The organism is Gammaproteobacteria bacterium, from assembly GCA_022340215.1.
In the GTDB taxonomy this organism is placed as follows: Bacteria; Pseudomonadota; Gammaproteobacteria; order JAJDOJ01; family JAJDOJ01; genus JAJDOJ01.
In genome coordinates, this window is sequence record JAJDOJ010000036.1 from 1 (window position 1) to 13296 (window position 13296).

The 13296-nt window shown below is 61.8% G+C and carries 10 protein-coding genes and 1 tRNA gene; 7 read left to right on the forward strand and 4 right to left on the reverse strand.

The features are described 5' to 3' along the window. Window positions 1–121: 121 nt before the first annotated feature. Window positions 122–1363, reverse strand: a complete 1242-nt coding sequence (locus LJE91_02540) for a site-specific integrase (GenBank protein MCG6867629.1) — start codon at window positions 1361–1363, stop codon at window positions 122–124. Between the two features lie 201 nt (window positions 1364–1564). Then, window positions 1565–1640: transfer RNA gene (locus LJE91_02545), tRNA-Phe, on the reverse strand. A gap of 147 nt (window positions 1641–1787) precedes the next feature. Here LJE91_02545 and LJE91_02550 point away from each other — a divergent pair. Further along, a complete protein-coding gene (locus tag LJE91_02550) occupies window positions 1788–2924 on the forward strand; it encodes a radical SAM protein (GenBank protein ID MCG6867630.1) in 1137 nt (378 codons plus the stop codon). Here LJE91_02550 and LJE91_02555 read toward each other — a convergent pair. Both LJE91_02555 and LJE91_02560 read right to left on the reverse strand, forming a co-directional pair. Continuing rightward, a complete protein-coding gene (locus LJE91_02555; protein ID MCG6867631.1) occupies window positions 2903–4078 on the reverse strand; it encodes a fatty acid desaturase in 1176 nt (391 codons plus the stop codon). The genes LJE91_02550 and LJE91_02555 overlap by 22 nt on opposite strands. Before the next feature lie 151 nt (window positions 4079–4229). Further along, window positions 4230–6194, reverse strand: a complete 1965-nt coding sequence (locus LJE91_02560) for a hydantoinase/oxoprolinase family protein (GenBank protein ID MCG6867632.1) — start codon at window positions 6192–6194, stop codon at window positions 4230–4232. Window positions 6195–6391: 197 nt separating this feature from the next. Between LJE91_02560 and LJE91_02565 the strand changes: the two genes are divergently transcribed. The 6 genes from LJE91_02565 to LJE91_02590 all read left to right on the forward strand — a co-directional run bounded on the left by LJE91_02565 (window position 6392) and on the right by LJE91_02590 (window position 13129). Next, window positions 6392–7330 carry an ABC transporter ATP-binding protein gene (locus tag LJE91_02565; protein ID MCG6867633.1) on the forward strand — a complete coding sequence of 313 codons (939 nt, stop codon included), beginning with the start codon at window positions 6392–6394 and terminating at the stop codon, window positions 7328–7330. Continuing rightward, on the forward strand, window positions 7327–8082 hold the full coding sequence (locus LJE91_02570) for an ABC transporter permease (GenBank protein MCG6867634.1): 756 nt from the start codon (window positions 7327–7329) through the stop codon (window positions 8080–8082). The genes LJE91_02565 and LJE91_02570 overlap by 4 nt, the downstream gene beginning before the upstream one ends. Window positions 8083–8143: 61 nt before the next feature. Further along, window positions 8144–9502: a GldG family protein gene (locus LJE91_02575; GenBank protein MCG6867635.1), complete on the forward strand. Its 1359-nt coding sequence runs from the start codon at window positions 8144–8146 to the stop codon at window positions 9500–9502. A gap of 147 nt (window positions 9503–9649) precedes the next feature. Continuing rightward, window positions 9650–10615 carry a hypothetical protein gene (locus tag LJE91_02580; protein MCG6867636.1) on the forward strand — a complete coding sequence of 322 codons (966 nt, stop codon included), beginning with the start codon at window positions 9650–9652 and terminating at the stop codon, window positions 10613–10615. A gap of 6 nt (window positions 10616–10621) precedes the next feature. Then, window positions 10622–11437 (forward strand): bifunctional DNA-formamidopyrimidine glycosylase/DNA-(apurinic or apyrimidinic site) lyase, encoded by an 816-nt coding sequence (mutM, locus tag LJE91_02585; GenBank protein MCG6867637.1) that lies wholly within the window; start codon window positions 10622–10624, stop codon window positions 11435–11437. Between the two features lie 123 nt (window positions 11438–11560). Then, the gene (locus tag LJE91_02590; GenBank protein MCG6867638.1) at window positions 11561–13129 is read left to right on the forward strand and encodes a glycosyltransferase family 39 protein; all 1569 of its coding nucleotides are present in this window, start codon (window positions 11561–11563) and stop codon (window positions 13127–13129) included. Window positions 13130–13296 lie beyond the last annotated feature (167 nt).

Consider the following 13296-nt stretch of genomic DNA (forward strand, 5'->3'; position numbering starts at 1 on the left):
GCGGCCTTGCGTTGCGCAACAAACGCGACGAAGCGCTGCAGTAGACGCCCGGGTAGCTTGAGCTTGGCCCCCAGAGCGCGGCGCGCGGCCAGATACTCATCGAGCAAGAGCTGGAGCTCGTTCATGTCGCACCTCCGGGCCACGGTTGCGCGAGCGCACGCAACGCCTCGAGGTCGACCTTGGCGTAAATCTGCGTGGTCTCCGGGTGACGGTGACGCAAGATCTGGCCGATGTCTTCGAGCGAGGCGCCACAGCGCAGCATCTCGGTGGCCAGGGAGTGGCGCAGCATATGCGAACCTTTGAATGGCGGATCGATTCCCGCGCGCACCAGTGCCCGTCGCACGACATCGCAGATCGCTGCAGCGCCGGTAAAGCCGCGATGCGGCGCGGATATGCGCACGAACAGACACCGGGTGTTACACAGCGGTCGGCCGTCTTGTAAATACCCCACCAGCGCCTCCCCCACCTCGTGAGGCAGGGGCAACGGCTCGCGCCGTTGACCCTTACCGGGCACAGTCACGATACCCTTGTCCCAATCGAGGTCATCCAGCGTCAACGCCACCACCTCGCCGGCGCGCAACCCCAGTCGCGCCAGGAGCAGCAAGATGGCGTAGTCTCGCCGTCCGATGACCGTACTGCGGTCGCAGCTCTCGAGCATCGACTTCACTTGCTCGGGCGCGAGCGACTTTGGCAACCCCGACAAACGCCAATGCATGACCGGGAGGACCGCACTGGCGACATCGACAGGGATATCTCCACGCTGATACAAGAAGCGCAAGAAGCTCCGCAGCGCGGTGACGAGTAACTTGGCGCGGGTACGACTGAGGTGCTGTGCGTGGCGCAGAATGAACTGGTTGGCGTCCTGAGCAACCAGCCTCTCGAGCTCGATTGTCTCCGTCCCAAAACGTTCAGTGAGAAAGACGTGAACGGTGGGCAGATAGTTCTTTACCGTTGCCGAGGTCAGACCACGCTCGCGAACAAGAAATCGTTCATAGTCCTGTTCCATCCGTCCCATCGCACTGTCGCTGCTCGGGCCTGAAGGGGCAGCGGGGATCCGGTCGTTCGCACGCAAGTAACTCAGCAACTGCCGGGCGGTCGTTGCTTCGCGTTGGGCGGTCCGTCGTGATCCGCGAGCAACCAAGAACGCTCTGACCCGCAGCTCGTCAAGTACTTCGACATCGAGCCCTTCGTGCTCGAGCCACCTGCTGAGATCTCTGATTAGCCGGAGCGTGTTTCTGGCCGACGAGTGGTTGTATCCCTCCGCGGCAAGCTGAGCGGCAAATCCGTCGAGATCACATGTCAACGGGCCAACGCGAAATCGCCGCTGGCTCGTCGGATCGGGAAAGAAAAGCTCGATCGACATTGGCCTTCTCCATCATACTGGCGACATTGCCAGCTGAAGAAGACGACCGAATTATCTCGGGAAATCAAGTACTGCTGTCCCAATCAACGTGCTGAAATCCAGGAAATTCTCGCCACCGAACCGAGTCCAACTCGGAATAATCGAGGGACCGGAATAGTGCATTTAGCTGTAAACGAAGATTGCTGTAAGGGGTTGTTTTAATGGTGGCCAGGGACAGAATCGAACTGCCGACACGGGGATTTTCAGTCCCCTGCTCTACCGACTGAGCTACCTGGCCTGTCGTTCGACGGGAAGGCTCCGTATTAAATCGGCTGGTCCCTGCGTCGTCAAGTGGAATCGGACCTCACCCCCCGCAGTGGAGTAGAATTCCACACAGTACGCCACACTGCGCCTACGCAGTGCGGCCTTCACCGGATTGTTACCAATGAACCAGACCAACCCAACCCGCACCGAATACCGCCTGATGCCGACGCGTCTCCAGGAGACTCATGCGGACGGTACAACGCGCTGCAACCTGTGCCTGTGGCGCTGCAAGCTGCGGCACGGCCAGCGGGGGTTCTGCCAGGCCCATGTCAATCGCAACGGAACCCTGTACAACCTCTCCTACGGCATTATTTCGTCGATCAGTATGGACGCGATCGAGGAGAAGCCGGTCCGGATGTTCCGCCCCGGCACCCGGGTGATGTCGGTCGGCAGTTACGGCTGCAGCTTCCGCTGCGGGGGCTGCCACAATCTGGAGATTTCCTGGGGTGTCACCGCGCTCGACGATCTGGCCTGGGGTCGTTCCACCGAGACCTGGATCCCGCCGGCCGACCTCGTGGCGGCGGCCGTACGCCACGGCGCCGACGGGATTGCCTTCACCTACTCGGAACCGGCCGTCTGGCTGGAGTACGTCCTGGATACGGCGGAGATTGCCGCAGCGAGCGGGCTCTATACCGTTTTCGTGTCGAACAGTTTCGTCACCGACGAAGCGCTCGAGCTGCTGGCCGGACGCATCGACGTGCTGTGTTCAGACATCAAGAGCCTGTCCGACGATTTCTACCGGCAGATCTGCGGCAAGGCACGCGTGGCCGATGTCCTGGGAAGCATCGAGAAGGCGGCAGAGATGGGAATCCACGTGGAGACGCGCACCAACATCATCCCGACCCGGAACGACGACCCTACAATGCTGCGCGAGATCGCCTGCTGGATCCGTGACCACCTGGGCGCCGACAGTCCGTGGCACGTGACGCGCTTCTTTCCTGCCTACAAGCTTTCCGCGCTGCCGACAACGCCGACCGACATCATGCGCGAGGCGGCCGAAGCGGCGCGCGGCGAGGGACTGCGTAACGTCTTCGTCTATGACGACAAGGGGTGCGACTGCGCGGCGGAAAACATACCCGTTGAAACCTGGCTGAACGCGGACACCGACGAGGCGCACCAGGTCAAGAAGTGCGCGGCCGACTGCTGTGGGGATGAAGGGGTGCTGCTCGCCAAGTACGAACGCACCATCGAAAGCGCGTCCGTGTCGGCCCCGGATCCGGCCGGGGCCTGTTGCGGTCAAACGGGGCGCAGGGTGTAGCTGCGCAGATAGTCGGCGAACTCCTGCAGGACGGTAAGGCCGGTGGCCTCGGCCTGCTGACACCATTCCTGCAGGCCCTGCAGCAGCTTCTCGTGACTCGCGTAGGAACGGCTCCAGAGCGCCTGCAGTCTCTTGCGGTATTCGTAGACGGTCTTCAGCGCCTCACTCTGTTTCAGCGCCTGTTCGATGGCCTCTCGAGCCCTGGCATCTATACGACTCTCGTCCCGGGCCAGCACGCGGCGGGCCTGAAGGAGCGCCGCGCGGCACTGGGCATCCGCCCTGCCAAGTTGTTCGTTGACCACCGGCAGCATGACCGTGGAGGCATACCTGGCCATGACATGGAGGCGGCTCACTATAACCGCGCGCAGCGTGTCCATGTCGATGTTGCGCTTGCCCTCCAGGGACACCGGCCGGGGGGCGACCTTCTTGATCCGCACCAGTCGCACCAAGGACAGGAGACGGATATACATCCAGCCGATGTCTAACTCCCACCACTTGCTGGAGAATTTCGCCGAACTCGGATAGGCGTGATGATTGTTGTGCAGTTCCTCGCCCCCGATGAACAACGCGAGGTTGACGATGTTGGTGGAACCGTCGGCGGTCTCGAAGTTCCGGTATCCCCACCAGTGGCCGAGCCCGTTGATGACGCCCGCGGCGAAGAAGGGGATCCAGACCATCTGGACAGCCCAGATGGTGATGCCAATGGGGCCGAACAGCGCCACGTCGATCAGCAGCATGATCCCGATGCCGGCCGCATTGTGGCGGGAGTACACGTTTCGTTCCAGCCAGTCGTCCGGGGTCCCGCGCCCGTAGTGTTCGAGGGTTTCGCGGTTGGCGGCCTCTTTCCTGTAAAGCTCGGCCCCGCGCCAGAGCACTGTTCGAATACCCTTGATGTATGGGCTATGAGGGTCTTCCTCCGTCTCGCAGCGGGCATGGTGCTTGCGGTGCACGGCCACCCACTCGCGCGTGATAATCCCGGTGCTCAACCACAGCCAGAGCCGGAAGAAGTGGCTCACCAGCGGGTGAAGTTCCAGTGCCCGGTGCGCCTGGGCGCGATGGAGGAACAGGGTAACTGAGGCGATGGTGACCTGTGTGAGGCCGAGCGCCACGAGAACATAGCCCCACCAGGGGAGGGGGATCAAACCTTCGAACATCGACTTTGGTAACTCCGTACTTGAGGGCCCGGCAAGGGAATTTGAGAGGTCGGGCAACCATAGGACAGGAAATGCGTGACCCGGCGTCCAATGAATCTAAAGCCTGCAGATCAATCATAGCCCAGATACCATGCGTTGCAATTGATCTGAATCATGCCGCACCGTGTTTGAGCAGCAAATTCCCTATTGCATCCACCTCCAGTCTCCAACCCGAGGCGATCCAGGTCGTAGCAACGGGCTCGATGACGACCGCCGGCCCCTGCAGCCGATGGCCGACACACAGCCGCCGCCTTTCGTAGATCGGGACGGGGTGCGGTTCGCCCACGACCCGAGTCGTGCCGCAGGGCGCCGGCACGCTCCCGTCGGCGACCCGGGCGGGAGGCAGGTCCGGAGGGTGCGCCGCAGCACCGAGCCCCACCCTGAGGTTGACCAGCTCGACGGGGATGTCCAGGGCATGACCATACATGTCGCGATGGGCCTGGTGGAAGGCGTCTGTGGATTTTGCCGCCCCCATCCAGGGGGCGCGCAGGGTATAGGACTGCCCCTCGTAACGCAGATCGAGCTGATCGACCCGACGGATGTCCTCCACGCCCTCGGCACGCAACTCGGTTTTACCCCTTTCCGCGAGGCGATCCAGTCCAGCAACGACCTCGGCGTCACTGGATGAATCCAGCAAGGTATTCACTGCCTGGGAAAGCTGGCGGCCGGGCGGCGCAACCAGCATGCCAAGCGCGGACAACACCCCGGAGTGCACCGGCGCGATGGCCGTACTCATGCCGAGCGCCTCGGCCAGATCGCAGGCGTGCAGGCCGCCGGCCCCGCCGAAGCTCATCAGGACATATTCCCGGGGATCGATTCCCTTCTGCACGGAGATCACGCGCAGCGCCTGCGCCATGTGTTCGTTGACCACACGCACGATCCCCTCGGCGGCGCCGGTGCGGGTCATGCCCAGTGTGGCCGCCAGTCGATCCACCGCGGCAGCGGCTGCGGCGTGTTCCAGCCCCATCCCGCCGGCCAGGGCAACGGTTGGCGGAAGGCGCCCCAGGACCAGGTTCGCGTCCGTCACCGTGGCCTGATCTCCGCCCCGTCCGTAACAGGCCGGTCCCGGGGCCGCGCCCGCGGACTCCGGCCCGACCTGCAACAGGCCGCCTTCGTCCACCCGTGCGATGGAGCCGCCACCCGCACCGATCGTGTGCATGTCGACCATCGGTACCGCCACCGGGTAACCCGCGATGCGTCCCTCCGAGGTCAGGCTGATGTCGTGATCGATCAGGGCCACGTCGGTCGAGGTGCCGCCCATGTCTAAGGTCAGCAGCCGCCCGGCCCGGGAGCCGGATCCGACATGCCGCGCGCCGGCCAGACCGCCGGCGGGCCCCGACAGCAGCAACTGCGCCGCGTGCCCAGCGGCCTGTGCCGAATCGATCGCCCCGCCATGGCTTTGCATGACGCTCAGGTGGGATCGCGGCAACGCCGAACGAAGCATGGCGAGATAGCGGCCCATCAGGGGACCGACATAGCTGTTGAGCCAGGTCGCGATGCCGCGCTCGTACTCGCCCGTCTCAGGCAGCACCGCCGAGGATCGCGAGACAAAGATCCCTTCGGGAACGGCGGCCTCGATGGCCCGTTCGGGACCGTCATCGAGATAGGAGAACAGCAGATTGATGGCGACCGCATTGGGTGCAAGTTCCCTGAGACGGTCGGTGAGCGACTCGAGATCCGCGCCGGTCAGGGGATCGAGGACCTCCCCGCCGGCCGACAGGCGGCCACCGGTCTCCAGACACAGCTCCGGCGGAACCGGCGGGCGCTTCGGCGGGGGTTGCAGGTCGTAGATGTCATCACGCGCCTGGCGCCCGATCGTCAACACGTCCCCGAAACCGCGGTTGGTGATGTAGGCGGTGCGCGCGCCCTTGCCTTCGAGCAGGGCATTGGTCGCCACGGTGGATCCGTGCACGATCTTCAATCCCTCGCCGTCCAGCCCCATCTCCCGGATCCCCTGCAGGATCGCCCGCTCCGGGGCCTCCGGCGTGGAGAGGACCTTATGGACTCGCATCCCCGCCTCGTCCAGATAAACGAAGTCGGTAAAGGTCCCACCGGTATCGACACCGAGTAGTTTCAATGCGTCAGATCTCCATCGGAACACAACGGGTAATCTATCCCAGCGTGTGCGGGTGCGGCGGCAGATGCTGAAACCGATGGCATGATAACCCGCTCCCGCAGGGCAGCGAACCGAGTCACCGCCTGGCCCGGTGGAAATTCAATCGGGCTCCTATAAAATGCCACGCTTTCGCGTCGCCCCCCATCACGAGTGGACTCATGCCAGAGGATTTCCTGATAGAGGCCGAGGACCTGAGCCGCCACTACGGCGAGCGACGCGCGGTCGACGGGCTCGGGCTGACCGTAAGACGCGGAGAGGTGCTCGGTCTGCTGGGACCGAACGGCGCCGGAAAGTCCACCACCCTGCGGATGCTGAGTGGCAATCTCGCCCCGGGGACCGGGGGGATTCGCATCAACGGAATCGATCTCCTGTCGCGACCGCGCATCGCCAAACGGAACATCGGCTACCTGCCCGACCGCCCCCCACTCTACCCTGAGCTGACCGTGGACGAATATCTCGCCTATTGCGCCCGCCTGCACGGCGTCGGCCGCAAGGGCGCCACACGGGCCGTGGACAGCGCGAAGGAACGCTGCGGGCTGGAGACCGCCGGGCAGCGGCTGATCGGAAACCTTTCCAAGGGCTACTGCCAGCGCGTTGGGATCGCCCAGGCCATCGTGCATCGTCCCGCGGTCATCATCCTTGACGAGCCGACCGTCGGGCTGGACCCGATCCAGTTGCGCGAAATCAGGGACCTGATCCGGGAACTCGGGCGCGACCACGGCGTGCTGCTGTCCACCCATATCCTGCCGGAGGTGCAGACCGTCTGCGACCGGGTGCAGGTCATCGTCGAAGGGCGCTCGGTCTACGACGACGATCTCGAGGCCCTGCACGCTGGCGCAGGCGGTGTCCGCTATCTGCTGCGCTTCGCCAAACCCCCGCAGGAGGCCGTCCTGGCATCGCTTCCAGGGGTGACGGCGGTCAGGACGCTCATGAACGGCGAGTTCAGCGTATCGCTCGAGGGCGAAGACGCCACGGCCGCCCTGCTCGAGGCCTCGCTGTCAGGCGGATGGGGTCTGAGGACATTGAGTCCGGAAAGGATGACACTCGAGGAGGTGTTCATGGACCTCGTCTACCGGGAACGGGGGCAGGCCGCGTGATCCTGCTCATCGCCCGCAACGAACTCAAGCGCCTGTTCTACGGGCCCCTGGCCTGGGTGGTGCTGGCCGTGGTCCTGTTCATCCTGGCCATGCTGTTTCTCACCCTGACCGACGCGTTCCTTTCCACCATCCAGCCGCGCTTCGAAGGGATGGAGGGGGCGCCGGGGGTGACCGATGCGATCGTGGCCCCGTTATTCGTCTGGGCCGGTGTCCTGATGCTCGCCGTCTCGCCACTGCTGACCATGCGCGCCTTCGCCGAAGAGCGGCAACGCGGCAGCCTAACCCTGCTCACCAGCGCGCCGGTGTCACCCGGCGAGATCGTGCTCGGCAAGTTCACCGGACAGGTGCTGTTTCTGCTCGTCATGATCGCCCTGCTCGCCTTGATGCCCGTGTCGCTCGCGCTGGGCACCACACCCGATTGGGGCAAGGTCGCGGCCGGTCTGCTGGGATTGGTCCTGCTGCTGTCCTCTTTCACAGCGGCCGGGCTCTATGTCTCCAGCCTCACCTCCGCCCCCCTGATCGCCGCGGTGGCGAGCCTCGGCCTGCTGCTCTTCCTGGTCGTGCTGTTCGTCGCCGGCAGTGCCAGCGGGGTCGAGGGCGGGGTGTTCTCGTACCTGTCGCATTTCAGTCACTACCTGTCCTTCGTCAAGGGCATCTTCGACAGCGCCGACTTCATCTACTACCTTCTGTTCATCCTGGGTTTCCTGACCCTGACGACGCGCAGGCTCGACAACCTGAGACTGCTGCGTTGAATCAAATCTGCAACAAACGCGACGACCTCGCGCGTGGTGTATCTTCCGAGGGGGTAACGTCATGAGGATTACCCGGGGGGCCCGCTTTCGCATTCGCCTGCGCAACGCGGCCTTCACCGCCGGTTTCCTGGCGCTGCTGGGTCTGACCGCCTGGTTGAGCACCCGATACGGATTTCAGGCCGACTGGACCGCGGGACAACGCAATACCGTACCGGAAGAGACCCGGGAACTGCTGGCCCTCGCTGACGGGCCGATCGAAATCGTCGCGTTCGTCGATGACGACGCCTCCGTGCACCAGCGAATCAACGAGCGGATCGAGCGCCTGCAGCGGGAGAAGACTGACATCCACCTGGATTTCGTCAACCCCGAGCGGGAGCCCGAGCGCGCCCGCGCGGCGGGGGTCGGTCGCGGCGGCAAGATGGTCCTCAGCCTCGGCGGACAGCACGCGGTCATCGGTGATATTTCGGAAAGGACCCTGGCCAACGCCCTGCAACGTCTGGTCCGCCGGGGAGACCGATGGGTCGTGTTCCTGGAGGGACATGGAGAACGCGACCCGGACGACGAGACCAACACCGGACTGAATCGCCTCGCGGAAGAACTCGGACGCGGCGGATTCGACATTCGGAAACTGAACCTGGTGCGCACACCCTCGATCCCCGACAACACGGCGTTACTGGTCATTGCCTCGCCCCAGACCCCCCTCATGGAGGGTGAGGCCGAGGCGATCGCATCCTACGTGGACGCCGGCGGCAACCTGTTGTGGATGACCGATCCGGGGCTCGACGATGGTCTGGACTCGCTCGCGCAATCGCTGGGAGTGATTCCCGTTTCGGGGATGCTCGTCGATGCCAATACCGAGCTGCGTCGTGTTCTGGGGGTGCGAAGTGCGGCGATCATCCCGGTGGTCGACTACCCGGACCATCCGGTTACCAAGGAATTGAAGCCCGTGACGCTGTTTCCCTTTGCCATGGGATTCCAGCACAAGCCCCAAGAGGACTGGACGGTGACACCGATACTGACCACGCTGCCGCGCGCGTGGTCGGAAACCGGCTCGATGACCGGTGACGAGGTGAAGTTCAACGAGGGCACGGGCGACACCGCCGGGCCCCTGGCGATCGGGCTCACCATGGAGAGGGAGCTCGGTGCGGCGACGCAGCGCCTGGCCATCGTCGGTGACAGCGACTTTCTCGCCAACTCCTACCTCGGCAACGGCGGCAACCTCGAGCTGGGCGTAGCGCTCTTCAACTGGTTGAGTCTGGACGACGCGCTGGTCTCAGTGGTCCCCAGGACCGCGCCCGATACCCGCCTGGATCTGACCGAGTCGCAGATCGTCGCGATCTCGACGGCATTTGCGATCCTGCTGCCCATGAGCCTCCTGGCAGCCGGCACCGGGATCTGGCTGAGGCGCTGGCGCCGCTGACCGGGGGCAGCGAAGACGATCGCGCGGGTCGATCGCCCGCACGGGCAGTACTGCTACAATTGCGCGATGCCATTGGGACCCTCAGACACAACACCGGATTTTATTCCCGCAGCCCCCGTCCATTGCTCGCTCCGGCCGGGAGACCGGATGACCCGGGAGCGACTGATCGCAGACGTCTGCACGCTGGCCCTCGTCACCTTCGGTGATTCCCCTTCCCCCGGCGAGGACCCCCGGCAGATCCACGTCCCGCTGTCGTCCGTGCAGGCCTCGCCCCCCGTGGAGGTCTGGTGCAGCCGCGAACCGGTCGCGACAGGTCGCGAAGAAGGGATCGCCTATAGCCGGAATTCCGACCTGATGTTCGCGCACATCAGCATTCCGGAGACCGACAGCGGCGAACTGGAACGTGCAACGGACCTCACCTATCGCCGCCTCTACGGTTTCCTCGACGCGACGGGATACCGTCATCCCCTGCGCATTTGGAACTTCTTCAGCGACATTCACCTCGAGCACGAGGGCCTCGACCGGTACCAGGCATTCTGCGTCGGGCGCCACCGGGCGCTGGGTGAAGGCATCGACAGCCGGGAACTCCCGGCCGCGACCGTGATCGGCACGCGCCAGGCGGGCTTGTTGATCTACGTCCTCGCCGGGTGTGACGCCGGGACCCAGGTCGAAAATCCCCGGCAGGTCAGCGCGTTTCACTACCCGCCGGACTACGGCCCGCAAAGTCCTTCGTTTTCCCGCGCCATGATGCATCATTGGCCTGGCGGTTCGCAGCTCTTCATCTCCGGCACGGCCAGCATCGTGGGATACGCCTCGCGGCACCCGAGCAACCCCAGCGGCCAACTCGCCGAAATCCTCGAGAATCTGAACGCCCTGATTCGCACGGCACGCGAGACGGGCGAGCCAGGGATCGCGGACGTGAGCGAGTTGTCGCTGGTCAAGGTCTATCTTCGAGACCCCGACCTCTATCCGGAGATCGAATCCGCACTTTCACGGCTTGCCGCGCCGTCGCTGCCACGGCTGTTCCTGCTGGGCGATATCTGCCGCCAGGACCTGCTGCTGGAGATCGAGGGGCTCTACACCGGCCCGGCCCGCGAACGGGACACCCGGTAAGAAGAAGTGCCTGAGTTGCCCGAGGCCGAGACCACACGGCGCGGCATCGAACCCCACGTCCTCGATCGGCGCATCGAGCGCGTCACGGTCCGACAGCCGCAGCTTCGCTGGCCCGTTCCGGTCGATCTGGAGGAACGTTTGCGCGGGGCACGGGTGAGCTCACTGGCGCGACGTGGCAAGTATCTGCTGCTCTACACGACGCGCGGCGCCGTTATCCTGCACCTGGGCATGTCCGGAAGCCTTCGCATCCTGGAGGGTGCTATCCCACACGGAACGCACGATCACGTCGACATCGCGCTCTTCGGCGACAAACGCTTGAGGTTTCGTGATCCCCGCCGGTTCGGGGCGATCCTGTGGGGTGGCGACGAACCCGAACGACATCCCCTGTTAAGCGAGCTCGGCCCGGAACCCCTCGGCGACGCGTTCCGGGGCTCGACGCTCTGGCGCGCTTCGCGGGGTCGGCGGGTCGCGGTGAAGAATTTCCTGATGAACAGCCACATCGTGGCCGGCGTCGGCAACATTTACGCAAGCGAGGCCCTGTTCGCCGCCGGTATCCACCCCTCCCGCGCAGCGGGACGCATCGGCGAGAATCGATACGACCTCCTGGCCGAGGCATTGAGATCGGTGCTGAGCGAGGCCATCGAAGCCGGCGGGACGACCCTGCGGGACTTCGTGAGGGAAGACGGCCGGCCGGGATACTTCAGGATCCTTCTCAAGGTCTACGGCCGGGCCGGGAAACCCTGTGTCGCCTGCGGTAGCGCTATTCGCCAGTCGAGGATCGGGCAACGATCGAGCTTTTACTGTCCTTCCTGCCAGCACTAGAGAATCAATGGGGTCAGACTCGATTGATGATGTACTTTCATGCTTTGCGGTAAATATTTTGCTGGACAATGTTCGACCTGTTCAATCGAGTCTGACCCCATTGATTCGAGGAGGTTAAGAAAAATGAGTGCCTGGACGATATCCCTGTTGATTATCTCGATAAGCGTTGGAGTCCTATTCAGGTTTTGCAATCTTGACAAGAAGATATACTGGTACGATGAAGTATTTACCTCAATGCGGGCATCAGGTTACACAGAAAAAGATGCGGTGCTCGGTCTTACCCAAGACGGTATTATCAGTGCAGAAGAAATCCGGAAATTTCAGCACATAAAATTCAATAGCAATGCCAGCGACACTATCAATAGCCTTGCGACCGAGGACCCTCAGCACACACCGTTCTTCTATCTTCTCTCTCGCTATTGGATAAAGTGGTTCGGGGAATCCCCGACCTCGACTCGCAGTCTGAGCGCTATTATCAGTTTACTCGTGTTTCCTTTTCTATTTTGGCTGAGTTACGAGCTGTTCGGTTCAACGTCGCCTGCATGGTACGCGAGCGCTCTGGTCGCGGTTTCACCCTATCACGTACAGTATGCTCAAGAAGCGCGAGAATACAGTTTGTGGACCGTGACGATACTTTTTTCGAGCGCAGCGCTGCTTCGAGCATACCGTGTCAATACGTTTCTGAGCTGGGCGGGATATTCACTAGCGCTCATCACAGCCCTTTATGCGTATCTATTGTCTGGCTTATTGGTCCTGGCACATGGATGTTACGTGGTTTGCAGTGAACGATTCAAACTCTCAAAAAGGATGACTGGATTCCTATTTTCTTCTGGGACAGCGCTTCTCTTGCTCGTGCCCTGGCTGTTGGTTATCGTTCTGAATCATGGTCAAGTTCAGACCACAATGGGTTGGGCATATGAAGGTGATTCTTTCAGGCGATTAGTAGCGGCCTGGATGCTTAATTTCGACAGGATATTTTTAGACTTCTCCCACAGCCGACTGTTGACCTTACTATTATTCGCACTTGTCGCTTATTCGTTAATTTATCTTTATAAAAACAGCGCCCCAAGGACATGGTTATTCATATATGTCTTGCTAGCGGCAACCGCACTACCATTGATTTTGCCCGATGTCGCACTTGGCGGCAGACTGACTCGGGTCGGGCGCTATCTGTTACCCAGTATATTGGGCATTCAATTGTCGTTAGCCTACCTGTTCGATTGCAAAAATACTCAGCAGAATAGCACCAGGCTGAGTGGAAAATTCTGGAGATTATTGGTGCTGGGTTTTATTATTTCGGGAATGGTTTCCTACTTACAATCTTATCGATCAGAGCTGGGGTGGACGAAAATGGCCAACCACAACAATCCTAATATAGCCGGGATATTGAACGCCATAGAAAATCCTCTTCTCATTAGCGATGCTGAAGTTGGAGACCTGATATCTTTATCTTATCTACTGCACCCAAAGACAAGCATGTGGGTTAAACCAGGTTGCTATGGTTGTCGGCTGAATATCAATAGCGAACGAGTTGACACGATGTTAGAGACCATCCCTGATGACTATAGTGCCGTATTTCTATACAAGCCGAGAGCGACTTCTGGATGGATAGCTGATACACAAAACAGAAATGAGAAAAATATTCGGCTGACTCAGATTGTCACTGATCTATGGCGTGTTGAAACACATTAAGAAAACTTGATTCGGGTATAGCAGTTCAAGATAGCCAAAATTCAGTCGAGCCGACCATTCGCCCAGTTTTCAAACGGAGGGTGATGGCATGTAATGTACCTCGTTGGCGTCCATGAACACCCGTAATGGTGGAACCGCTGCGCTTGTTCCACCCTACGGAATGTCAT

Bases quoted from the DNA above. Each gene is read 5' to 3' on its own strand.
- LJE91_02565 (MCG6867633.1), top strand. From the start codon at position 6,392: ATGCCAGAGGATTTCCTGATAGAGGCCGAGGACCTGAGCCGCCACTAC.
- LJE91_02580 (MCG6867636.1), top strand. From the start codon at position 9,650: ATGACCCGGGAGCGACTGATCGCAGACGTCTGCACGCTGGCCCTCGTC.
- LJE91_02550 (MCG6867630.1), top strand. From the start codon at position 1,788: ATGAACCAGACCAACCCAACCCGCACCGAATACCGCCTGATGCCGACG.
- LJE91_02540 (MCG6867629.1), bottom strand. From the start codon at position 1,363: ATGTCGATCGAGCTTTTCTTTCCCGATCCGACGAGCCAGCGGCGATTT.
- LJE91_02555 (MCG6867631.1), bottom strand. From the start codon at position 4,078: ATGTTCGAAGGTTTGATCCCCCTCCCCTGGTGGGGCTATGTTCTCGTG.
- LJE91_02590 (MCG6867638.1), top strand. From the start codon at position 11,561: ATGAGTGCCTGGACGATATCCCTGTTGATTATCTCGATAAGCGTTGGA.
- LJE91_02575 (MCG6867635.1), top strand. From the start codon at position 8,144: ATGAGGATTACCCGGGGGGCCCGCTTTCGCATTCGCCTGCGCAACGCG.